Source organism: Peribacillus cavernae (assembly GCF_003989135.1).
Lineage (GTDB): Bacteria > Bacillota > Bacilli > Bacillales > DSM-1321 > Peribacillus > Peribacillus cavernae.
The window spans coordinates 678,691-702,958 of the sequence record NZ_RYZZ01000007.1 but is presented as its reverse complement, the minus strand read 5'-3'; the positions used below and the strand labels follow the sequence as shown (position 1 = coordinate 702,958).

Sequence of the window (24,268 nt, the reverse complement as noted above, 5' to 3'; positions counted from 1 at the left end):
GGTTACATTCACTATTTTATTCTGAAACCTTTAAAATTCCCTACGTTTTTGCAAGCATTGAAGCAGCAGGATCAGGTTTATGGGAAATGGCTGTCTTTGGTAAAGAAATAATGAAAGAAGTGAAATCTTCTCCCGAAGTACAAGATATTTTACCGTTATGCTTATCAATGATTTGTTTACAGACGTATAAGCCTATGCCTGTTCCCAATTCCTTTGTTGTATAAAAAGGTTCAAAAATCATCTCCATCATCTCTCGTGAAATATTTGGACCATTATTACTAATTTTGATCGTTACAGTTTCATCATTTTCATGAAAATGTATTGTGATTGTCCTTTGAGTTTCTTTCTGCTTCAAAGCTTCTATGGAATTCAAGATTATATTTATAAAAACTTGTCTCAGTTCCTCTTTGTTCGCCTCAAATTTTTCGGTATATTCAAAGTCCTTGATTATCTCTACATCGCTATCTACTATACTGGGATATAAAAAATCCAAAATTTCATTAAATAATTCAGAAAAAAATACGTCTTCCTTTTCCTTACGTAGGATATCTTTTTTCGATACATGAAGAAATTGCGTGATTTTATAGTTTAACTGTTCTAATTCACGTTCGATAATTTTGATATACTTATGGTTGGGAATTTCATTTTTTAGCAGTTTTGTAAATCCAATAACCGATGTCAATGGGTTTCTAAATTCATGAACAAAGCTCGAAGACATTTGCCCCAGAAAAAAAAGTCGATCTTTATGAGTCTGTTGAATAAAGGAATCTTTGCGATGTAATTCTTGTATCTTCAATTCCGTGTATTTAGTAACTGCATAGAAACAGAATTGATCAAATAAATTGTTAGTGCCTTCAATGTACGGATCCAAATCTTCCAGTAAAAATCCAGAGCTATTAAGATGTTTAATAATGAGGGTGCGTCCTTTGTTGACATTATAAACAAAGTGGCCGATATTTATGTCAGCCTCAGCCCTTTCTTTTGCCACCTTATATGCTAAATTCATGATTTCTTCAATGCTCAATGGCTTTACCATATTTAATTTCACCAGGTAGTACATTTCCGCACCATTTCCGTTAATACGGTTAAAGTGAATATCATCTGAAGAAACAAAAAGACTATCTTGCCAATCCTGAAAAAAGGCCGGAAATCTTTTATCGAGATAGTCGGCTAAAAGTTGTGCAGTAACCACTTCATGTCCACCCTCTCTATGATGGTAAAGATCAAAAGCTTACCTTCAATGGAAAATTTCGAAAAGCAAATACAGTTATATTAAAAGAGTACCTTATATTTATAAAAGTTGATGGCACCCTCGTTTTTTCTGAAGCAAAAGAGCCCATAATATCTATTCGCTATCGATTTTACTTTTTCCTGCTTTTTTACTGCCTGGACCCTTTTATCAGGATTAGAAGTGAAAATTAAATCAGTTACTAAATGTAAACAGTGAATAGTGCTTTAGACCATCACCATCAAAAGCACAAAGAGCCAAACCCTCATCTGTTAAGGGTCTGGCTCCTTTTCACTTAGCGTCCCAGATAGGAATCGAACCTACGACCTACAGCTTAGGAGGCTGTCGCTCTATCCTGCTGAGCTACTGGGACATGCACAAGGCTATTTGCCTTTTAATACAGCTATTGCTATTTCGGTTGGATTATCTAACTCCTGCCGAATGCGCTAACTTTCTAATAATAACAAATAAGTGGGCTGTTATCAATCATTTTTATCGATTAAACTTAGAATAAGGTAAGATTTCCTTTTAAAAATCGTTTTTGTGCATTTGCTTCTCAAAAGAATTACATGATCTTATATATGTTAAATACTCCAGTCGCCATCTTGTCCTGTTTCATATTCGTTTTTTTTCATCAGGAACCTCTCATCTCTTAGTTATATTTACCCCGGAATCGTCCATTTTATAGTTTGAATGATAATTTCTTTTTCCACAATGAAAACCTCCAATAGCCATTAGTTTTTCTGAGATTCCGGAATAGTGATCGTTGCAAAGTTTCTTGCTTTCCGCTTATGTAAGTGGGGATTGGCCTCCACTTTTTTCATCGCCCTTACTTATTAACCACAAAAAATCCCTCAACGCCCATCCGTGAGCGCCAAGGGATTCCTCTATTAATACATCGTCATGTATTGCTCTCTCTCCCAAGGATGGACCTGGGTGCGGAACATATCCCACTCAATCTCTTTCGCTTCGATGAAATGCTCTAATAAGTGGCTTCCAAGTCCAGCACAGATAATTTCGTTTGATTTTAACGTATCCAGAGCTGCAGCCAAAGTTGCTGGAAGATCAATGATGCCTGCTTTTTCTCTTTCTTCTTTGTTCATGACATAGATGTTGCGGTCGATTGGTTTCGGCGGAGTAAGATTATTCTTGATTCCATCCAGGCCGGCTTTTAATAAAACGGCAATTGCAAGGTATGGATTCGCAGCCGGGTCTACGCTTCGTACTTCCACACGAGTGCTGACGCCGCGTGAGGCTGGGATACGGATCAGCGGACTGCGGTTTTTCGCTGACCATGCTACGTAGCAAGGGGCTTCATAGCCAGGAACAAGACGCTTGTACGAATTGACAGTCGGATTGGTTACCGCTGTAAAGCTAGGAGCGTGCTTGATGATACCGGCGATGAATTGCTCGGCTGTTTCGCTTAGTTCCAGTTTTCCGTTGTGGTCATAAAATGCATTTTCGCTTCCTTTGAATAATGAAACGTTGCAGTGCATTCCGGAGCCGTTCACACCGAATAATGGCTTTGGCATGAATGTCGCATGCAATCCGTGTTTGCGGGCAATTGTCTTTACAACCAATTTAAAAGTCTGGATATTATCACAAGCTGTAATGGCATCCGCATACTTAAAGTCAATTTCATGCTGTCCCGGGGCAACCTCATGGTGGGAAGCTTCGATTTCAAAGCCCATTTCTTCAAGTTCAAGAACGATATCGCGACGGCAATTTTCACCAAGGTCAGTCGGCGCCAGGTCAAAATAACCGCCTCTATCATTTAACTCTAGGGTTGGTTCCCCTTTTTCATCTAGCTTGAATAAGAAGAATTCAGGTTCAGGTCCAAGATTGAAGTCTGTAAAGCCAAGCTCTTTTGCTTCGGCCAGAATACGTTTAAGATTAGCACGTGGATCTCCTTCAAATGAAGTTCCGTCAGTGTTGTAGATATCACAAATTAAACGGGCAACCTTTCCTTTTTCTGATGTCCAAGGGAATATGACCCATGTATCAAGATCAGGATATAGATACATATCTGATTCTTCAATTCGAACGAAACCTTCAATGGAAGATCCATCGAACATCATTTTGTTGCCAAGCGCTTTTTCAAGCTGGCTAACCGGGATTTCAACGTTCTTGATCGTACCCAGGATGTCTGTAAATTGAAGGCGGACATATTTAACGTTTTCTTCCTTTGCCAAACGGGTAATATCTTCACGAGTATACTTTGCCATAATCAATTATTCCTCCCTAAAAATATTAAACTTTACATTTACTAATGCTTTTTAATGAAAGAAACGAGACATATCTCCTTGACGGAGGAATGTACGGTTATTGCCGCCATGCAAAAGCTCATTCCTGAGAAGCTTTCGCAGCTCATCATCACTTAAATCAGGTTTTTCCAGTTTTTCCTTATTGTTTTCTAATGCTTGCATGAGTGATTCTTCTTTGACAGAAAATAACTTTTTAATCCCTGCGAGATTTACACCCTGCTCGATTAGTTCTTTAATTTCCAGGAGCCGGTCGATATCATTTAATGAAAAAAGCCGACGGTTCCCTTCTGTTCGTTCAGGAGTTATCAGTTGATGCTCTTCATAATACCGGATCTGGCGCGCAGACAACTCTGTCAGCTGCATAACGATTCCGATAGAGAAAAGAGGCATCGAACGCCGAATGTTGTTGCCGCTCATCCGAAGCATCTCCTTTGTTTTGTTGACCTGCTATAACTATATTACATGTTACCTTTATTGTCAAATCAACGTTAAGTTGTGTTACATGAAATTTTTTCAAAAAGTGAGACAACCAGTTTCAAGGCGGCCTCACTTCGTTTATATCGCAAACAGCTTTTTATCGATCAATGAATTTACTGCTGCAAGTACCGCTATTTTTACATGTGAATAGGTTAAGCCGCCCTGTATGTAGGCAACATACGGCGGCCTCGTTGGTCCGTCTGCGGTTAATTCGATACTAGCACCCTGAATGAACGTTCCCGCGGCCATGATTACGTCATCCTCGTAGCCAGGCATATAGCTTGGATAAGGTGTAACGTGTGAATTTACTGGTGATGCAAATTGGATTGTCTGGCAGAATAAAATCATTTTATCACGGTCCTCAAATTGGACAGACTGGATCAAATCGGTTCTTTTTGCGTTCCACTTTGGTGAGGTGTTCATTCCAAGCCTTTCCAAAAGCGCGGATGTAAAAATCGCCCCTTTAAGGGCTTGTCCGACTACATGGGGAGCGAGGAAAAATCCCTGGTACATTTCCTGGAGGCTATATAGGGAAGCGCCGGCTTCAGCCCCAATTCCTGGTGAAGTCAATCTGTATGAGCATGCTGCCACATATTCCTTTTTTCCGACAATATACCCGCCTGTCTTGGCCAAGCCTCCACCCGGGTTTTTAATGAGCGAGCCTGCCATCAAATCAGCCCCGACATGGCAGGGTTCTTTGGTTTCGACGAATTCGCCGTAACAATTATCCACGAAGACGACGATTTCCGGATTAATTCCTTTTACAAACCTGATCATTTCACTGATCTCAGCAACCGTAAAGGAGGGGCGAGTTGCATATCCTTTAGAGCGTTGAATCCCGATCATTTTCGTTTTTGTGGTGATCGCTTTTTCTACGGCGTCAAAATCGACCTTGCCTTCATCAGTCAGTAACACCATGTCATAGCCTATCTGGAATTCCCTTAAGGAACCCACGCCGCTCCCGCGTATGCCTACAATTTCCTCCAGCGTATCATATGGCTTGCCGGTTATGTATAATAGCTCGTCACCCGGGCGCAAAATCCCGAACAGCGCAATTGAAATCGCATGTGTCCCGGAAATGATTTGCGGGCGGACAAGCCCTGCTTCCCCGCCGAACACATCCGCATAGATAGATTCGAGCGTATCCCTTCCGATATCATCATAGCCGTATCCAGTGGATGGGATAAAATGAGAGTCGCTTACTCTGTATTTCTGGAAGCTTTGCAATACACGATACTGATTGGCTTCGATTCTGTCATTTGCTTCTTTATGCAACGGGGCAATCATTTCCTCTACAGAACTTGCCAGCACCCTTAATTGGCCGCCGTTTGTTAAATTCTCGTACATGTTGTTTCTCCTTTTACTTTGAGTATTTCTCGAGCTGTCCGGTTAAAGGATGGTCTAGTAAAGAAAAGCCTTTGCATTCATATTGCTCCTTTTCTTCGTTAAAGGACAAAGACCGCAGAATTGTTTCATTTTTAAGCTGAGAAAGGAGCTTTCCTTCACTTGCAGGAAGAAAAACGTGGTACATTTCCATTTCGCCAATGACGTTTTCCTCGATTTGTGCCAATACTGCCTCAAGGTCCCTTTCTTCAAAGGCACTGATCAGCATTGACTTTCCGCTTGAAGTAGGCATGAAATCAGCGTGTTTCAAATCCTTCTTATTATATAGCGTCAGCTGGGGAATATGGTTTACTTCCAGGTCGGATAACAGATCATGAACCGTCTTTTCATGATTGTAGGAATCAGGATTTGATGAATCGACAATATGGAGCAGCAGGTCGGCCTCCTTTACTTCCTCCAGTGTGGACCTGAATGCCGCAATCAGCGTTGTTGGGAGGTCCTGAATAAAACCTACCGTATCCGTCATGAGCATCGTGAAGCCGCTTGGAAGCACCGATTTTCTTGTCATTGGATCCAGAGTGGCAAAAAGTAGGTTTTCTTCAAACGTGCCAGCCTCTGTCACACGGTTGAATAATGTTGATTTGCCGGCATTCGTATAGCCGACAAATGCCACCTGGAAAGTTTTGTTCCGCTTTCTCCGTTCACGATATCTTTCACGGTGCTTAACCACAACATCAAGTTGCCCTTTTATCTCATCGATACGGCGGCGGATATGGCGTCTATCGCTCTCGAGCTTCGTTTCCCCCGGACCCCTCGTCCCAATTCCTCCGCCCAATCTTGACAGGGCAGTACCCTGGCCGACCAATCGCGGCAGCAAATATTGCAGCTGCGCCAGCTCCACCTGGAGCTTTCCTTCCTTTGATTGGGCCCGGTTTGCAAATATATCGAGAATAAGCTGGGTACGGTCGATAACCCGGGCATTGAAATGCTGGGACAAGTTGCGGATTTGACTTGGCGAAAGTTCATCATTGAAAATAAATAAATCGGGCTCCAATTCCTCTTCCAGATTTTTAAGCTCTTCTACTTTCCCTTTGCCTATATATGTAGATGGATGGACACGATCCCTTTTCTGAGTGACCGTCATTAGAACCTCTCCATTTGCCGTTTTCGTCAGCGACACAAGCTCATCCAAAGAATATTCATAGCGTGCATCATCCTCTGCCGTCTGGCAGCCGATCAAAATGACGTTTTCTTTTTCCTTATGTTCCAAAAAACGCACCATCCTTTAGGGTTTTCTCTACTCACTATCTTATCAGAAAAATAAACCTTTCCAAAATACTGCACGTTACTGAAATATCCTTAACAAAAAAACGGCTGAAGCCGTTTTTTTTAGATTATATCCCGCCTGGATTGCCTCAGAAACCATCAACTTCTTCTTCAAAAACTAAATCCTGGCTTCTCAAGGTAATCAAGTCATTTCTGTCATAAGCATCTTCCATCAGCAGCCTCATCGCCTGTGAACGTATCGATTTCTCGATGACATTGCGGATATAGCGGCCGTTCGAGAATGATACTGGGCCAAGCACGTTTTTCAAGTACGTAAGGTGGTCCCTCAGCTTTCGTTCCGCATCTCTGCTAATCGCATATTCCCTTTCATCAAGCATCTTATATGCAATCTCAAGGAGCTGGTCGATCGAATAATCCGGAAAATCGACGACAATAGGGAAACGCGAGTGTAGTCCTGGGTTGAGGGTAAAGAAGTGATCCATTTCCCGGGAGTAACCAGCAAGGATCAGGATAAATTCATGCTGTCGGTCCTCCATATGTTTAACCAGGGTATCGATCGCTTCCTTCCCAAAGTCCTTTTCCCCTCCCCTGCCGAGGGAATAGGCTTCATCAATAAAAAGAATTCCACCGATTGCTTTTTTAATCAAATCCCGCGTTTTCTGAGCCGTATGGCCGATGTATTCCCCGACTAAATCCGCTCGTTCCGCTTCGATCAAATGGCCTTTAGTGAGGACATTCATCTTCTGAAACAGCTTTCCTATCAGTCTTGCTACTGTTGTTTTACCCGTGCCCGGGTTACCTTTAAACATCATATGCAGGGCCTGCCTGCCTGTTTTCAGTCCCCGTTCTTCCCGCCTCTTGTTGACATAAATCCATGCGTAGATTTCTTTTATCACCCGTTTCATCTCTTCCATTCCGACAAGCGTTGCTAATTCCTCTTCCATTTCTTTTAAGACCATGTGCTGCAGAGGAATGTCTCTATCCTGAATTTCCCTAGGAGGGTCTTTTTTTATCGTTTTACGTTTTTGTCCGTTTAAAACGACATTGATTTGTCCGTTATTTTTCATACGGATAGGCTGTTCCAAAGCATCCACCTCTCCATTCCAAAACAATATACACTGATGTTTATGCGAATGCCTATGTAGGCTTGGGTTTTACAAGTAGCTGAAGTTATACCTTTACACTTTACGCAATTTTCTGACAAATGTAGCTATATTCCAACATGATATCCGGAAGGCTTGTCATTTCCTGCGCTTTCCCAAGAAATATTTCCTCCTTTAATATATATTCAAAAAAAAGATAAGTCAGTATACTTTGTTTAAAAAACAGGGGAATTTTACAACAGCGGTTCAGCTTTCTCGTTTGGAAAGCGGAGCAAAAAAACAAAACAGGCATGTTTTCATGCCTGCTTGGTATATCCTATTCTTTTGCGTCAAAATCGATCTGGACATTTCGCTGCGGTGCGAAAGTGGAGATGGCGTGCTTGAAAACTAACTGCTGTTTACCTTCTGTTTCAAAAAGAACAGTAAAGTTATCAAAACCTTTGATTTGTCCCCTTATTTGAAAGCCGTTTAATAAAAACACGGTTACATACGTACTCTCTTTTCTTAACTGATTTAGAAATTGATCTTGAATATTTACGGATTGCTTCATTGTAAATCCTCCTCTATTCTCTCTATATTGTTATTTATTCGCTTTTAACCGAGAGCTTTCCTGCAATAAAAGCCGATATTTCTTCAAACTTTTTTGAAAAGTCCCCTGCAGCAGTCATATCAAACCAGTTCACATCCATCTTATTTCGAAACCAGGTCAGCTGTCGTTTTGCATACCGACGGGAATTTTGCTTCAAAGCCTCCAGGGCTTCATCAAGTGCTAAGGTGCCATCAAAGTAATCATAAAGCTCCTTGTACCCTATCGCCTGTATTGATTGGCAATTCTTGAGTCCTTGTTGATAAAAAAAACGGACTTCATCTACCAGGCCTTGTGCCACCATTACATCGACCCGCTGATCGATTCGCTCATACAATTTGCCGCGGTCCATCGTGAGCCCAATAATCACCGTGTCATATTTCAAATCCGATGGCTGATCTGCCAGCTGCCCGCTCATTGTTTTACCTGTACAATGATATATTTCAAGGGCACGGATTACCCGCCGGACATTATTGGGATGTATCCGCGCTGCACTTTCAGGGTCGATGGTATGGAGTTTTGCAAAAACGGGCTCAATTCCTTCTTCTTGAACTTGTCTTTCGAGCTGCTTCCGGTAAGAGGGATTTGATGGAGCTTCAGAAAAATGATAGTCATAGATGACAGATTGAATGTATAAGCCTGTTCCGCCAACAATGATAGGTAACTTTCCCCTTCTATGTATCTCGCTGATGGTTAAGTTTACTCTTTCCTGAAATTCTGCAGCATTAAATGGTTCTTCAGGTTCTTTGATATCAATTAAATAATGAGGTATGCCTTCTTTTTCATCTTCATTAATCTTCGCCGTTCCTATATCCATCCCTTTATAAACCTGCATCGAATCACCACTGATAATTTCACCATTGAACCTTTTTGCAAGCTCAATGCTCAATTTCGTCTTTCCTGCGGCGGTAGGGCCTATAATTACAAGAAGCTGAGCTTTTTTTATTTCCAATCCAGTCACTGCCTTATTTCATTTCTTCCTATCTTACCATAATATCCTTTTAACCAGTTAAACATCAATTCATTATGTACGAACTTGATTGGTTTTATTCAGCTCAGCTAAAGGCATTGTACTATTGTTCTATTCAAAAACTTGGCAATGTAGAAATTACCTTCACATTGTGGCTGTCACATAAGCATCATCACCCATAGTTTTAACTTTTCTCGAACCAACAGCTTATCTTATATTCATAATAAATATATAACAGGAAGTTCTCCTTCAAAACAAAAAAGCCTGAAAACGTAGCTCTAAGTACGTTTTCAGGCTCCTTTTTTATGATTTCATTTCAACCATAATCTGTTTATGGGACCATCCAGGACAGCACATTGCTTTGGAGGAAAGTCATGATTCCGACAATAACAACCAGTAAGATACTATGCTTTATTGTGAAACGGAACAAGTCTGCTTCTTTCCCGGCAAGACCCACCGCCGCACAGGCGACTGCGATGGATTGCGGAGAAATCATCTTCCCGGTAACCCCTCCCGAGGAATTAGCAGCCACGGCAAGGACCGGATCCATGCCGATTGAGGTAGCTGTGACCTTTTGCATATTGCCAAACAGCAGGTTCGATGAAGTATCAGAACCAGTAATAAACACGCCCAACCAGCCGAGGATTGGGGAGAAGAAGGCAAATAAGGAATCAGTTTTAGCCAGCGTCATGCCAAGGGTTGTACTCATTCCCGATGCATTTGTCACATAGGCATATCCGACAACCGAACCGATTGTAATAATCGGGAACTTCAGTTCATTCATTGTTTCACCAAAGGTAGACACCCATTCTTTCCATGATATTTTGACAATAAACTTTGTCACTACCGCGGCAAGGAGAACAGACGTACCCGCTGCCCCTAAAATTTCAAGCTTATAAATGGCAGGTATTGGGTCTCCGGCAGAGCTTATCACTTTATTGTTTAAAAAGGGAACCTCTGGCAAAAGGGTTAAAGCATGCCCTAATGAATTAACTGCTTTCAAAAAGACGTTGGTACCTTCATAATGGCCTGTTAAAGCCAGTTTAAAGGTAGGAATGCCCCAAATCGTGATAAATACTGTTAAGACAAGAAACGGTGACCATGCTTTAAGGATTTGTCCTCCCGTATACTTAATCTGCTCATTCTTAGGTGAATTCGCAGCAACAGATGCAGCCATTTCTTGTTCGGCAGAAAAACGAAAAATCGTCTTCGGTTTCCAAAATTTAAGGAAGATGGCTAAAGCTAATAATGAAACTAATGCCGATAAAATATCGGGAAGTTCAGGCCCAAGGAAGTTGGAGCTTAAGTATTGAGTCACTGCGAATGATACACCAGTAACTAAGATAGCAGGCATGATTTCCATTGCTTTTTTAAATCCTGCCATGATGACGACTAAATAGAATGGAATAAATAGTGATAAAAACGGCAATTGACGTCCAACCATTTTCGAAATTTCCATCGCTGGGATTCCCGTAGGTCCTGCGACCGCGATGATCGGTGTTCCGATCGCCCCGAAAGCAACCGGAGCCGTGTTGGCGATTAGGCATATGCCTGCCGCGTATAGGGGATTGAACCCAAGCCCAACCAGAAGGGCTGCCGAAATGGCCACCGGTGCACCAAACCCGGCCGCTCCTTCAAGGAACGCTCCAAATGAGAATGCTACCAAAAGTGCTTGTAGGCGCCTGTCCTCTGTAAGTGAGACGACAGAATTACGAATAATGTCAAACTGGCCGGTCTTTACAGTTAATTTATAAAGGAACACAGAAGTGATGATGATCCAGCCAATCGGCAAAATTCCGTAGGTGGCACCCTGTGTCGCCGACATCAAAGCCATTGATGCGGGCATTTTAAAAGCAACAACAGCAAGCACTAAAGCAATAAGCAAAGTTGTTAACCCGGCAACATAACCTTTCATTCGCTTGATCGCTAATGCCCAGAAAAAATATAAGATTGGAACAAGTGCTACTAGAGCGGTTAGGCCAAGATTATCTCCTACCGCTGTAAAATTCTGTGTAAATGACATAGCTTAATCCTCCATTGCTCTTTCTTTTTGTAGGTTCAAACAAAACATCCCTAGTTTTCTATTTCTACTAAAGGAAATCGCTTACATTTTTTATTAAACATGTGATAGGGTCATATGATGACTGGTAGATAAATTACTACTGCATACTTTTAATTTATGCGATTTACTCCTTGAAGACTATGTAGAACGATAAAAACATAGCCAGGCTTGGGGAAAGAGAGAAAACAACTAGACTTCCATGACCCTTAAGACCATTCTCCTTTCTGTTTCTTAATAAGAAACGACGTTTGCTTTTGTTGCGGATGAGAAAACATTATTATATAACAATAGAAAAAGTGTTATATAAGCTGTGCTAGTCTACATTTAATTATACAAAGTTTTTTTGTAATTTCAATAATTTTTAGAAGATTAACTAAATAAAAATTCACAAAAAAAATTTGTTCGATATATCTTTTTTTCTAAAGAAAATCGAACAAATTTATCTGCATTAACTGATTCTGCTTCCATAACCCAGCCTTGTAGAAATTTGTTTTCCAATATGCAGCATTTGCATTTGAAGTGTTTCCATTCGTTCGTCCGTCATACGCATCGTCGGCCCCGAGATACTGACGGCTGCATTCACTTTTTCTAAATGGTCAAAGATAGGCACAGCTATGCATGTAATTCCGTATTCATTTTCTTCCAGGTCCAGTGCGTAGCCCTTTTGTTTCACCCGTGCCAATTCTTGAATGAAATCATCTTTATTGGTAATCGTTTTGTCTGTATGGATCGGCATCCCTTTTCGTTCGAGGATATCCAGCACGACACCGGAAGGTAAATAAGCAAGAATTGCTTTGCCTACTGAAGTGCAGTGCATCGGAGCCCTTTTTCCAACTTTCGAATGCATACGTAAAGTTTCATTACCTTCTAACTTTTCAATATAGACCACTTCACCCTGGTCATATACAACAAGATGGATCACCTCATTTGTTGCATTTTCCAGCTCCTGTAAGTACGGCTTTGCCTCTGACCTTAAATCAATGGAGTCAAGCAGCTTTGAACTGATTTCTAAAAATTTATATCCAAGCTTATAACGGCCCGTTTCTTTATCCTGTTCAACATATCCATACTGGACAAGCGTTATCAGGATTCGATAGACAGAGCTTTTATTAATATCCATTTGTTTGGCAATTTCTGTGACACCTAAGCCGCCCTTTTTTGAGCTTACTAGAGTGATAATATCCAACGCCCGGCTCACAGACTTAACCATATTCTCTCTTTCCACAATCAACCACCTCAGGGTGAAACACGTAGTAAATTATATTATAGCACATCTGTCACCGGGCATTGGACAGACACTATTAATACGTTTTTGCGTTTTCTCTTGCAGCTGTAAACGTATTTCGAAGCGTTCCTACCTCTTTAATTCCGCACTCAATTACATCACCGGCACCAACCAGCTCCGCACCGACTGGGCTGCCTGTCAAGATCACATCCCCCGGTTTAAGTGTCATCACAGTCGTTAGATAGGAAACCATTTTACGAATTGGAATGATCATTAATTCCGTTGCACTGTTTTGTTTTTCAACATCGTTCAGTTTTGCTTCCACCTTCACATTTAAAGGGTCGATTTCCGTTTCAATAACTGGACCTAAAGGAGTGAATGTGTCAAACGATTTCCCGATCGTCCAGTGGCCATCTTGATGGAAATATTGTGGTGCCGTAACATCATTTCCGACGGTATAGCCAAAAACATAATCCAGTACGTCGGCTTCAGGTACATTTTTTGCCTCTTTTCCGATTACAATCGCTAATTCTGATTCAAACTTTACTTGTTCAATTCCCGCTGGTATGACAATTTCTTCTTCCGGTCCAATCACTGATGATGTCGGTTTGAAGAAGAATACCGGGATTTCCGGAAGCTCGGAAGGCAGGTCCTCCACGTTTGAAACGTAGTTTGCACCGATTCCAATAATTTGGTTTGGCTCGAGTGGTGCAAGTAGTTTCACATCGCTCCGGGAAAATGTTTGTCCGGTGTACTCCCAGTCACCAAACAAATTACCTTTAATTTCTTTTATCGCATCATCCGTTACAACACCAGTATGAATCTCTGAATTCACTGTAAATCTTGTAAATTTCATTGTATTACTCCTCTCAAACTAAATTTTCAAGTTCTGTTTTTTTACGGGAAACTCCTGTTTTTACAGCTGCTTCGGCAACAGCTTTGGCTACCGCTTCCGCCACCCTATCATCAAACGCATTTGGAATCACGTAATCAGACGTAAGCTCATGCGGTTGGATTAAGTTCGCAATCGCGTAAACAGCAGCCACTTTCATTTCTTCGTTTATCTCTGAAGCAAAAACACTGAGTGCACCTTTAAAAATTCCCGGAAATGCCAGGACATTGTTGACTTGGTTCGGCATATCCGAACGGCCTGTTCCAACAACGGCTGCTCCAGATGCCTTTGCCGCATCCGGCATAATTTCTGGAACCGGATTTGCCATCGCAAAAATAATCGCGTCTTTGTTCATCGACCTTACCATTTCCGGCGTTACCGCTCCAGCTACTGATACGCCGACGAACACGTCCGTACCTTTTATGACTTCATGCAAGGGGCCTGCCACTCCGTTTTTATTGGTGATTTCAGAAATTGCGTGTTTCATAGAGTTCATCCCGTTTTCACGGCCTTTATAAATCGCTCCCTTTGTGTCACACAAAATAATATTCCGGACTCCCATATTGAGCAGCAATTTCGTAATCGCAATCCCGGCTGCACCAGCCCCATTGACAACCACTTTGATATCTTCCATGCGCTTGTTTACTACGATTAAGGCGTTGGTTAACCCCGCTGCTGTCACAATCGCAGTTCCATGCTGATCATCATGGAAAACAGGAATATTCATTTCTTTTTTCAGTCTTTCCTCAATAATGAAACAATTCGGTGCAGAAATATCCTCCAGATTGATGCCGCCGAAAGTGGGTTCCAACGCCTTTACAATCGAGATGATTTGTTCTGCGTCATTTGTATTTAAACAAATTGGAAACGCATCAATGTCTGCGAATGCCTTGAATAAAGCTGCCTTGCCTTCCATTACAGGCATTGATGCTGCAGCGCCGATATTGCCTAAACCTAACACAGCAGATCCATCGGATACGACCCCAACCAGGTTTCCTTTTATCGTGTAATCGTAGACTTTTTCGGGATGCTGGAAGATTTCCTTACAGGGCTCCGCCACACCAGGTGAATAGGCTAAACTCAGATCATTTGCATCATTAACAGGCACCTTAACATTCACGCTTATTTTTCCTTTAGACTGCTTATGAAGTTCCAACGATTCTTCCCGAATGTTTCGCATAGCCTCAGTTCCTCCAATCATTTTTTTAAACTACCAGAGATAGGTTGTTGAAACTAGCAGTCTTCGCTTAGGTGTATTTGCTCTAATTTCAACAGGAAATAGGGGTTACCTCAGTTATAGAACAGGACATCCTAGGAAATAGAATGCCCCTGTTATTTTACCTTTTACTAGCTATTGTTTTACGGTGAACTTAGCCTTCGCTTCAATGCGGCGGCGGTGCAAGATTGGCTCTGTATAGCCGTTCGGCTGTTCATAGCCTTCAAAAATCAAGTCACAGGCCGCCTGGAATGCCACAGAATCATCGTAGTTCCTGGACATGGAGCGGTACGAAGCATCTCCAGCGTTTTGTTCATCGACTACTTTAGCCATCCGCTGTAAGCTCTCCAGCACTTGTTCTTTCGTAATGATGCCATGGTGCAGCCAGTTGGCCATCAGCTGGCTGGAAATACGCAGTGTAGCTCTGTCTTCCATCAGTCCGACGTCATTAATATCCGGAACTTTTGAACAGCCGACTCCCTGCTCTACCCAGCGGACAACATAGCCTAATATACTTTGAGAATTATTATCAAGCTCTTGTTTAATTTCTCCAGGACTCCATTGCGGGTTTTTCACGACCGGAAATTCTAAAATATCATCCCTCAGGTCGCTAGATTCTTTGGCTTTCTGATTTTGCACTTCTATTACATTGACTTGATGGTAGTGAAGCGCATGCAATGTAGCCGCGGTAGGTGACGGCACCCATGCCGTATTCGCACCTGTTTTAAGCTGGCCCACCTTTTGTTTCAGCATTTCCTCCATCAGATCAGGCATCGCCCACATCCCTTTGCCGATCTGGGCGCGGCCCTGGAAGCCGCTTGCAAGGCCTGTATTCACATTCGATTGCTCATAGCCTTGCAGCCATTTTGATCCCTTCATTTCATCCTTGCGAATCATCGGTCCTGCTTCCATAGAGGTATGGATTTCATCACCAGTGCGATCCAGGAATCCGGTATTGATAAACACAACGCGATCTTTTACCTGTTTAATGCATGCTTTTAAATTCAAGGTTGTTCGGCGTTCCTCATCCATTACACCGATTTTAAGGGTATTTCGTTCCAAACTAAGCAAGTCCTCCACACGGTCAAAAAGCTGATTCGCAAAAGCAACCTCTTCTGATCCATGCATTTTTGGTTTAACGATGTAAACCGAACCCTCGGAAGTATTTTGATATGGCCCGTTTCCTAAGAGAGTATGCTTAGCGGCAAGGCTGGTGATGACTGCATCCAAAATCCCTTCTTGAATTTCGTCTCCATTTTTATCTAAAATGGCATTATTCGTCATCAAGTGCCCTACGTTACGGACAAACATAAGTGAACGGCCTGACAATGAAAATTCCTCTCCACCCGGGGATGAATAGCCGCGGTCGGGATTGAGCGTCCTTGTCATTGTTTTACTGCCTTTTTTGAAGGTAGCGGACAAATCACCTTTCATCAGGCCTAACCAATTGCGGTATACGAGCACCTTATCCTCTGCATCTACGGCAGTTACAGAATCTTCACAGTCCGCGATTGTCGTCGTTGCTGCTTCTATGAGGACATCCTTAACGCCCGCCTCATCCGTTTTGCCTATCGGATGATTGTGGTCAATCTGAATTTCAAAATGAAGACCGTTATTCTTTAATAATACAGCTGTCGGATGTTCAGGTTGTCCTTGATAGCCGGCAAACTTGGCATCATCCTCAAGAGAAGCCTTCTCCCCGTTGCGAAATGCAACGGACAATTTTCCGGCCACGATGCTATATCCTGCTGCATCTTTGTGAGAAGCTTGTATCAATGGTGCAGCCTGATCAAGAAATTCCCGTGCAAATTCAATGACCTTCCCGCCGCGAACTGGATTGTAACCGCCTTCCCGGTGTGCACCATCTTCTTCACTAATGGCATCTGTTCCATAAAGGGCGTCGTAAAGGCTCCCCCAGCGGGCATTGGCAGCGTTAATCGCATAACGGCCATTGTTAACAGGAACGACGAGCTGTGGGCCGGCCTGGACAGCAATTTCAGCGTCCACCCCTTCACTCGTAATCTGAAAATCTTCCACTTCTGGTTCAAGATAGCCGATTTCTTGCAAAAATGTTTGATACTTACCAAAATCAAAGCTCTGTTTATTTTCGCGATACCATGCGTTTAGTTTGTTTTGGATCTCATCTCGCCGCGCCAGTAATTCCTTGTTTTTCGGTGTCAAATCATCGATCAGTTTTTCAAAATTGGACCAGAACTTGTCTCGCTCCAATCCGCTTTCAGGCAGTGCTTCTGTGTTAATAAACTCATAAAGCTCTGAAGCCACTTGAAGATTACCCGTCTTTACATAATCAGTCATGATAAGGTTCCTCCTTTAAAATGAAACAACTTGGTGTTTGTTATTACGAAACACCGTTTCAAAACTTCTTTAAAAAAATAATAGCATAAAATCTGATGCCTTTTCAATAACTTTCACAAGATTTTTACAATTGGCTGCGGATTGTCCAATGAAACGGCTACAAGCGAGGTGAAGGCAGACGAATGCGTATTGTCTGCCTCGCTTTCCAATCGTTCTCTGATGGATTGTCGCTTTATGATATAGCTGCTTCCTTTTCTTTCAATTCTTTCTTTATTTCAACACAACGCCCCGGCATCGGAAATAACTTACCTGCATTTAATAGATTATTAGGGTTGAACACTTCACGGATATCAGTCTGGGCGTTGATTTCTTCATCCGTAAAAACGAAGCGCATTTCCTCCCTTTTCTCGATGCCGACACCATGCTCTCCCGTAATCGTTCCACCGACATCGGCACATGCTTGAAGGCAGGCGCTTCCGGCGGCCAGCGCCTTTTCGCTTTCACCCGGAATTCGGGCATCGAAAAGGACAAGCGGATGAAGATTTCCGTCTCCTGCATGAAAAATATTGGCTATCCGCAGACCAGCTTCCTCGCTAATTTGGTTGATTCTGTTCAGCACCTGCGGCAGTTTGCTGCGTGGAATCACGCCGTCCTGTACCAGGTAATCCGCAGAAATCGCTCCCATTGCCCCGAATCCTGTTTTGCGGTTCGCCCACCATCTGCCCCGTTCCAGCTCATCCTGGGCTACTTTCACTTCACGGACATTTCTATTGTTGCATACCTCAAGGATTTGATTGATCTGTTCGGCGATCCCGGCTGAGATCCCATCGACTTCGATAAGCAGTACTGCTTCAATATCCTTTGGGTGCCCGACAGGAAAGGCGGCTGCTTCCACACCCTCAATTGCAGTTTTATCCATCATTTCCAGGGCAGCCGGAACGATCCCGGCTGAGATGATATCAGATACAGCCTGACTTCCGTCGGTAACATTATCGAAATAAGCGAGCACCGTTTGCTTTGCTTCCGGGTTTTTCAAAATCCGGACTGTTATTTTTGTTACAATACCGAGCGTCCCTTCGGATCCGGTTATCAATCCAAGCAGATCGTATCCAGGTGCATCAGGAATCCCGTTTTCCCCAATTTCAATAATTTCCCCATTTGGCAGGACAACTTCCAGCCCAAGGATGTGGTTCGTGGTGACGCCATATTTAAGACAATGGGCCCCTCCGGCATTTTCTGCGACATTTCCGCCAATTGTACAGCAGTATTGGCTTGATGGATCCGGTGCGTAATAATAACCTTTGTCAGAAATCGAGTTGGTCAGCTTAAGGTTAACAAAACCCGGTTCTACAACCGCACGCCTATTTTCGAGATTGACACTCAATAGACGCTTCATTCTGACCATACTGATAATAACTTCTCCATTCATTGGAATGGCTCCGCCGCTTAAACCGGTTCCGGCTCCGCGTGCCAGGAAAGGCAGTTGATTGTCCGAGCAGTATTTAACGAGCTTCGCCACTTCCTGGGTGTCTTTTGGGAATACAACCGCTTTAGGCAAATGCCGATGAAGCGTAAACCCGTCGGAATCATATGCTAGCAAATCTTCTTTATGGTAAAGAATCGAACGGGACCCCCCCACGATGTTGGCAAGGTTCTTTACATGCTTGTCGTTTGTTTTGATCTGTTTTGACGCCATTACTCTCCCCCCTTTAACTGATCCTCTTTTTGATAGGCCCAATCCAGCAGTTGAATTGTATGGACGATTTTTTGATTTCTTCCGTATTTTTCAACCCCCATCGCCATCTGGAGCATACAGCCGGGGTTCCCCATCGAAATCATTTCAACATCGTCAGGAACATTTTGCATTTTGCTTTCAAGTACATCCCCGGCCATTTCCGGATTTGTAATGTTGTATATGCCGGCACTGCCGCAGCAGCGGTCTGCGTTTGGCATATGTACCATTTCAACCCCTGGAATATCTAGCAGGATATCACGCGGCTCCTGGCGCACTCCCTGGCCATGTGCTAAATGGCAGGCGTCATGATAGGTGATACGGGTGTTGAGTTCAGCCTTTGGTTTTTCGTAGCCTGTATCATGGATGTATTTGGAGATGTCTTCCACTTTCGCAGAAAACTCTTCTGCTTTTTCATGCCATTCCGGGTCTTCACGAAACAGTTCCGGATATTCCTTCAACGCACAACCGCAGCCAGCTGCGTTAGTGATGACTTTATCAGAATCCTTGAATGCCTCCATGTTTTGTTTTGCAAGCTTCCTTCCTGTTTCACGGTCACCGGCATGGACATGCAGTGCCCCGCAGCAGGTTTGGTTTTGCGGGATGGAAACATCATTGCCATTCCGGGTTAATACGTTGACCGTGGATTCATTGATATCACTGAACATGACATCCATCACACATCCGGTTAACAGCGACACTTCATTTTTCGTTTCACCTTTTGCCTTGATGACTTTTTCATTTTTATACTTCTTACGTAACGGCTCTTTTATTTCTGGCATAATTGCTTCCATCTCAACTAAGTGCTGAGGCATAACATTGATCAGTTTGGTTTTGCGGACCACCTTTTGCATGCCGCTCTTTTGATAGAACTTTAATAGGCTTCCCATTGAGTTCAAGCGGTTTTGATGCGGGAATATTCCCTGCAGGAACAACTTACTTACTGAGCCTTTCCATCCTGTCAGTGGCATCGCCTGGCGAATTTGCCCCCGCGCTTCTTCAATTAGTCCGCCGACATCAACATCCGCCGGACAAGCGGTGGTACACGCACGGCAGTCAAGACAGGCAAAAACGGGATCCATGAACTGCTCATTCACTTCAAGCTTTCCTTCTGCAACCGATTTGATAAGATGCACACGCCCGCGGGGGGAATGCTGCTCCTGTCCGGTCAGCTCATAGGTCGGACATGATTCCAAACACATTCCACAGTGTACACAGTCGGCCCATTTGTTTTCGTCAGGTGCGTCGCTCCAAAGATAATTGCTTAGGCTATTGGTTGTACACGACGGGTCTTGCTTTAAAGCCATTTCTTTTAGACTCACTTTTAAATCCCTCCCACGTATCGTTTATGATTAAGAACGCTGTTCGGGTCGATCTTTGATTTAATTCCCTCTAATAGGAAGAAATACGATGGATTTTCACCCCAAATATTTATTTTCTTTCGGAGAGATAGGGGCAAATGCTTAACAATCACATATCCACCGAGTTGGTTAACAGAATTCCTTAGCTGGTCAATCGCTGATTCGATATCTTCGCTCGCACCTTTTAGATTTACCTGGCACAATCCATGGCCTATTCCACCATGTGCTTCAACCACTACATTGTGAGTATCCTTCAATTGCTGGCTGATGTTTATAACATGGAGGACATCCAGGTTGGTCACACCTATTTTCAAGGAAGCCTCTATTTCACTGCCCGCAGCAGGCGCTGCACCATTTGGACCAATTGAATAAATTTTATCCCAAAAAGCTTGCGCTTCTTTTTGTTGAAGAATCTTCATTTTGCTATTGGCAGGTTGAATCTTCTTTACATACTCTTCCTGGTAATGCACAGAGCTTTCGACATCCTCAAAGCCTATCGCGAGCGTATGAAGATTTTCGCCGATTAGCTTTTGTGATAAAGCTGGACTTAGCAATTCAAGAGCGGTAGGTTCCATCACCGAATCAAGAAGATGGATTGCAAATGAACGAATCTCCTCAACATTTCCTTCAGGGAAAGATAACAATACAAGGCTTTCGTATTTGGCTAAGGGACGGAGCTTCATAGTCACTTCAGTTACGACACCCAACGTACCCATTGAACCTATAAATAGTTTGTTCATATCATAACCGGCCACGTTTTTTACGACTTTTCCGCCGGATCGGATTATCGTGCCATCTGGATACACCATCCTAAGTCCAATTACCACATCCCTGCCTGCTCCGTAGCCGAGGCGTTTGGGACCGCTTTCATTCGACGCGATGATGCCGCCGATCGTTGCATATTCCGGCCACGCAGGGTCCAGCGAAACCTTTTGCTTATGTTCCGCCAAATAATCCTGCAATTCTTTAAAAGGCGTACCTGCCTTGACTGTTAATGTCATGTCTCCAGGCGTATGTTCGACAATCCCTTTATAATTCGCCAATGAGAGTAAAATATCGGCAGAGTCGATTATTCCACCGAATCCTCTTTTTGTTTCGCCAGCAGACACAGTTATTTTTTTCCGATGATTATTTGCATACTTTAACACGTTTGCAATTTCTTCTTCTGATTTTGGATAGATAGTCACCTGGCCGCTATTTCCTAATAGATGGTTCTCACTTTCACCCTCTATCATTTGCTCTTCAGATAAAATAGACTTTAAATCTGATAGAAGTTCCGCTGTGATCAAGACTTGCACCCCCTGTTGTTACGTTATAACAAACATCGTTTCTCTTTATTGTCAAAATTGCTTTCCATATCGGATAGCCGCTTACCCTGATACTTTCTGCAATACGCTGCTTTGCAAAAGTTCTTCCACATAATTTAAATGTTCAATCATTGACTGATGGGCCTTATTCGGCTCCCCTATTTTAATCGATTGGTAGATCCGATCATGGTGTTCGACAATCGTTTTAACCATAGTCGCATTTTTTTCAATGTATCTGTGAAAATCAATCATCGCTTTCTTCATCGTAGTAGAGATGAATTGCACGAACTGAATCAGAATTTTGTTGCCAGCCGCTTTGGCAATCGCCATGTGAAAATGATAATCGGACTCCCATCCATTAATCGATGGGTTGGAGAGAACTCCTTCCATAAATTCCAAGTCTCGTTCCGTACGGTTTAATGCGGCCATCTCGGCGATTCCGGTCTCCAGGATTTTTCTTACCTGAAAAAGTTCTTTTATGTCTTTCGAGCCAGACAGCAACAGATGGCTGTTAAATAATTTTGTCGGATCGAATTCGCAAATAAACGTACCTTCACCCTGTTTCACATGAACTGTGCCTTTTCCTTTAAGCATCGTGATTGCATCACGGACAGCGGATCTGCCTACACCAAACAAATCGCAGAGCTCGCGCACGGAAGGAAGTTTTTCCCCTGCCTGAAACGTTCCGGACTCAATCATTTTCTCAATTTGTTCTCCAACTGAATCTGACACCTTCTTTGTAGAAATTTTTTCAACATTCACGCACTCACCACCTTACTCTTTCAGACATCACATATCTGATATGTTATATGTTTACATTTATTAAATCATGCCTCTCTCCATATTTCAATCAATTTTTCGAATTTAGTAAATAATTAAAAGGTTCAATCTGTTTAAAACGCAAAACCATTAAAAAACGATGGATTGGGCCAAATAAACAGCGATGACCCACATAATAATTTATTTATTGCCAACATCAGCCTGCCCGAGTATGATTGCCCATTGGCTTTTGATGCGATATAATACCCTTTATACGTGAAACGGCTACCCAAAATAAAGTAACCAAAAAAAATATATGAAACATGTATTAGTTGAGTCCTATCGAACAGAGAAAGGTCCTAGACAACGGAAGGACTAAAAAAGGAGGTATTCTTTTGCTTACAAATCATTTGGATTTTAGGTTAGAACCCCAAATCCGAGAACTATATGTGGAACATAAAAAACGATCAGAGAAAATAGATTGGGGGTATCATGATTTCTTACCATGGGACAAAGCTCAAGATTTTCGGAGAGTACCTTGGAACTCAAGTCAAGTTACCTTGCCTGCAAACATTATCACTGCCGTGGAAACCGCTCTGTTGACAGAAGTTAATCTTCCCTGGTTCACTTCACATCTGGATCAAACCTTTAAAGGCTCTTTATCAGTTGTCCGAGATTTTGTCCATACGTGGACTGCGGAAGAAGACCAACATTCCAGCTTACTTGAAACCTATCTATTAATCACGCGCAGTGTTGATCCAAAGCGTATTCACCAACTGCATAAACAAACTGTTGAGAGCGGTTATAGCCCAGACTATACGACACCTTTTGAAACCATGGTTTATACAACCATGCAGGAGCTTGCGACGATGGCCTTTTATAAAAATGTCGCTAAAGTAGCCAGGCCGCATGACAGCGAATTGTCCACTCTTCTTCTGCGCTTATCAAAAGACGAAACGCTGCATTATGCTTTTTATCGTGATGTCATTAAATTTCATCTTCAATTAGAACCGAACTATTGTTATTATCTTGGTCATGTGATTCGTAATTTTCAAATGCCGGGCGCTGTAATGCCTGATTTTGATAACCGTATGGCGATTATTGCGAAAGAAGCAAATTATGGTCCCTTAGAGTATTTTGATCAGGTTCTTGATGTCATAATCGATTATTGGAATATCGAAAATTTAAGACCCATCGCACCTGAAGCTGAAGCAGCAAGGGTAGATATATTAAAGTACCGGGATCGCATGAAAAAAATCAGAGACCGATTTTTCAAAAACAAATAAATTATTCCTTCTAACATCAACATGTGTAATAAGGTAAATGTATTCTATTATTAACTGTAAAAAATGACCCAACCTGTTTGGGTCATTTTTTTAATAAGCTCTTTTGCTTTACTGATCCCTTCCTGTCTCTTTTCCCCTGATACAAACCATTTTGCCGTACGCATCAACAAGAGCTACCAATTACTTAAATGGTTATTCATCGGGGTCTTCTTTCTGAACCTGAGTGAAATCTTCGGTCCTAATAAATTGCTGCGATGTGTGGACAGCCATAATACCGTGATAGCTAATATCTAAACCTGCTTCCTCTTCTTCGTCAGTTGCACGAAGCGGCACCCACAGTCAAATGAGTTTAAGGCCGAACCATGTTAATAAAAATCCCCATGCACACAATACCGTCAATCCGAAGAGTTGTATAGCCAATAAGTGCCATTCCCCGTCCGTGAACAACCCGCATTCTGTGGAGAAAAGCCCTACGGCTATCGTTCCCCATATACCGGAAGCCGCATGGACTGGAAATGCCCCTACAGGATCATCAATACGTTTGGCCTCTAACCAATTAGCAGCAGCCATCATAAGTAACCCGGAAACAGCCCCGATTAGAATAGCTGCCTGGTCGCTAACAAACGCACAGCCGGCGGTAATGCCGACCAGGCCAGCTAATGAACCATTAATGACAGATGGCGCATCTGAACGACCATAACGAAATAGTGTATAGATCATTGTCACTGCTCCACCTGCTGCAGCCGACAACATCGTAACAATAAGGGATGCTTCCCCGAAAGGCTTCGCAGTCAATATTTCTTTGGTGACATCCAGTACAAGCTGTCCCTTTGAAATTATTTTTTACTTTTCA

The 24,268-nt window shown here is 42.6% G+C and carries 19 protein-coding genes and 1 tRNA gene; 1 reads left to right on the top strand and 19 read right to left on the bottom strand.

The window, feature by feature from the left end:
* Positions 1-40: 40 nt before the first annotated feature.
* The 18 genes from ELQ35_RS09465 to ELQ35_RS09380 all read right to left on the bottom strand — a co-directional run bounded on the left by ELQ35_RS09465 (position 41) and on the right by ELQ35_RS09380 (position 22,132).
* Positions 41-1,192: a histidine kinase N-terminal domain-containing protein gene (locus ELQ35_RS09465; RefSeq protein WP_126864568.1), complete on the bottom strand. Its 1,152-nt coding sequence runs from the start codon at positions 1,190-1,192 to the stop codon at positions 41-43.
* Positions 1,193-1,527: 335 nt separating this feature from the next.
* A tRNA-Arg gene (locus ELQ35_RS09460) sits at positions 1,528-1,601 on the bottom strand.
* A gap of 517 nt (positions 1,602-2,118) precedes the next feature.
* On the bottom strand, positions 2,119-3,453 hold the full coding sequence (gene glnA / locus ELQ35_RS09455; protein ID WP_126864567.1) for a type I glutamate--ammonia ligase: 1,335 nt from the start codon (positions 3,451-3,453) through the stop codon (positions 2,119-2,121).
* 51 nt (positions 3,454-3,504) lie between these two features.
* On the bottom strand, positions 3,505-3,909 hold the full coding sequence (locus ELQ35_RS09450) for a MerR family transcriptional regulator (RefSeq protein WP_126864566.1): 405 nt from the start codon (positions 3,907-3,909) through the stop codon (positions 3,505-3,507).
* Positions 3,910-4,047: 138 nt separating this feature from the next.
* A complete protein-coding gene (locus tag ELQ35_RS09445; RefSeq protein WP_126864565.1) occupies positions 4,048-5,316 on the bottom strand; it encodes a methionine gamma-lyase family protein in 1,269 nt (422 codons plus the stop codon).
* Between the two features lie 13 nt (positions 5,317-5,329).
* Positions 5,330-6,583, bottom strand: coding sequence for a GTPase HflX (gene hflX / locus ELQ35_RS09440; protein WP_126864564.1), 1,254 nt, complete (start codon positions 6,581-6,583; stop codon positions 5,330-5,332).
* Between the two features lie 145 nt (positions 6,584-6,728).
* Complete coding sequence (gene spoVK, locus ELQ35_RS09435) at positions 6,729-7,685, bottom strand: stage V sporulation protein K (RefSeq protein WP_126864563.1); 957 nt, start codon at positions 7,683-7,685, stop codon at positions 6,729-6,731.
* A gap of 334 nt (positions 7,686-8,019) precedes the next feature.
* Entirely contained in the window at positions 8,020-8,253 is a 234-nt protein-coding gene (hfq, locus tag ELQ35_RS09430; RefSeq protein ID WP_126864562.1) for an RNA chaperone Hfq, read from the bottom strand.
* 34 nt (positions 8,254-8,287) lie between these two features.
* On the bottom strand, positions 8,288-9,235 hold the full coding sequence (gene miaA / locus ELQ35_RS09425; protein WP_126864650.1) for a tRNA (adenosine(37)-N6)-dimethylallyltransferase MiaA: 948 nt from the start codon (positions 9,233-9,235) through the stop codon (positions 8,288-8,290).
* Between the two features lie 355 nt (positions 9,236-9,590).
* The gene (locus tag ELQ35_RS09420; protein WP_126864561.1) at positions 9,591-11,282 is read right to left on the bottom strand and encodes an L-lactate permease; all 1,692 of its coding nucleotides are present in this window, start codon (positions 11,280-11,282) and stop codon (positions 9,591-9,593) included.
* A 487-nt stretch (positions 11,283-11,769) separates the two neighbouring features.
* Positions 11,770-12,546 carry an IclR family transcriptional regulator gene (locus tag ELQ35_RS09415; protein ID WP_126864560.1) on the bottom strand — a complete coding sequence of 259 codons (777 nt, stop codon included), beginning with the start codon at positions 12,544-12,546 and terminating at the stop codon, positions 11,770-11,772.
* Between the two features lie 76 nt (positions 12,547-12,622).
* Positions 12,623-13,402, bottom strand: a complete 780-nt coding sequence (locus ELQ35_RS09410; protein WP_126864559.1) for a fumarylacetoacetate hydrolase family protein — start codon at positions 13,400-13,402, stop codon at positions 12,623-12,625.
* Between the two features lie 13 nt (positions 13,403-13,415).
* Positions 13,416-14,618: an NAD(P)-dependent malic enzyme gene (locus ELQ35_RS09405; protein ID WP_126864558.1), complete on the bottom strand. Its 1,203-nt coding sequence runs from the start codon at positions 14,616-14,618 to the stop codon at positions 13,416-13,418.
* Positions 14,619-14,789: 171 nt separating this feature from the next.
* Positions 14,790-16,970: a malate synthase G gene (locus tag ELQ35_RS09400; RefSeq protein WP_126864557.1), complete on the bottom strand. Its 2,181-nt coding sequence runs from the start codon at positions 16,968-16,970 to the stop codon at positions 14,790-14,792.
* 232 nt (positions 16,971-17,202) lie between these two features.
* Positions 17,203-18,666, bottom strand: a complete 1,464-nt coding sequence (locus tag ELQ35_RS09395; RefSeq protein WP_126864556.1) for an FAD-linked oxidase C-terminal domain-containing protein — start codon at positions 18,664-18,666, stop codon at positions 17,203-17,205.
* Positions 18,666-20,009: a (Fe-S)-binding protein gene (locus tag ELQ35_RS09390; RefSeq protein ID WP_370873382.1), complete on the bottom strand. Its 1,344-nt coding sequence runs from the start codon at positions 20,007-20,009 to the stop codon at positions 18,666-18,668. The genes ELQ35_RS09395 and ELQ35_RS09390 overlap by 1 nt, the downstream gene beginning before the upstream one ends.
* 17 nt (positions 20,010-20,026) lie before the next feature.
* Positions 20,027-21,352 carry an FAD-binding oxidoreductase gene (locus ELQ35_RS09385; protein ID WP_185861708.1) on the bottom strand — a complete coding sequence of 442 codons (1,326 nt, stop codon included), beginning with the start codon at positions 21,350-21,352 and terminating at the stop codon, positions 20,027-20,029.
* Between the two features lie 81 nt (positions 21,353-21,433).
* The gene (locus ELQ35_RS09380; protein ID WP_126864554.1) at positions 21,434-22,132 is read right to left on the bottom strand and encodes a FadR/GntR family transcriptional regulator; all 699 of its coding nucleotides are present in this window, start codon (positions 22,130-22,132) and stop codon (positions 21,434-21,436) included.
* Between the two features lie 392 nt (positions 22,133-22,524).
* Here ELQ35_RS09380 and ELQ35_RS09375 point away from each other — a divergent pair, with 392 nt between their 5' ends.
* Positions 22,525-23,415: an acyl-ACP desaturase gene (locus ELQ35_RS09375; protein ID WP_126864553.1), complete on the top strand. Its 891-nt coding sequence runs from the start codon at positions 22,525-22,527 to the stop codon at positions 23,413-23,415.
* A 339-nt stretch (positions 23,416-23,754) separates the two neighbouring features.
* Here the strand turns inward: ELQ35_RS09375 and ELQ35_RS09370 are convergent, their stop codons facing one another.
* The gene (locus ELQ35_RS09370) at positions 23,755-24,210 is read right to left on the bottom strand and encodes a hypothetical protein (RefSeq protein WP_246026018.1); all 456 of its coding nucleotides are present in this window, start codon (positions 24,208-24,210) and stop codon (positions 23,755-23,757) included.
* Between the last annotated feature and the right edge of the window lie 58 nt (positions 24,211-24,268).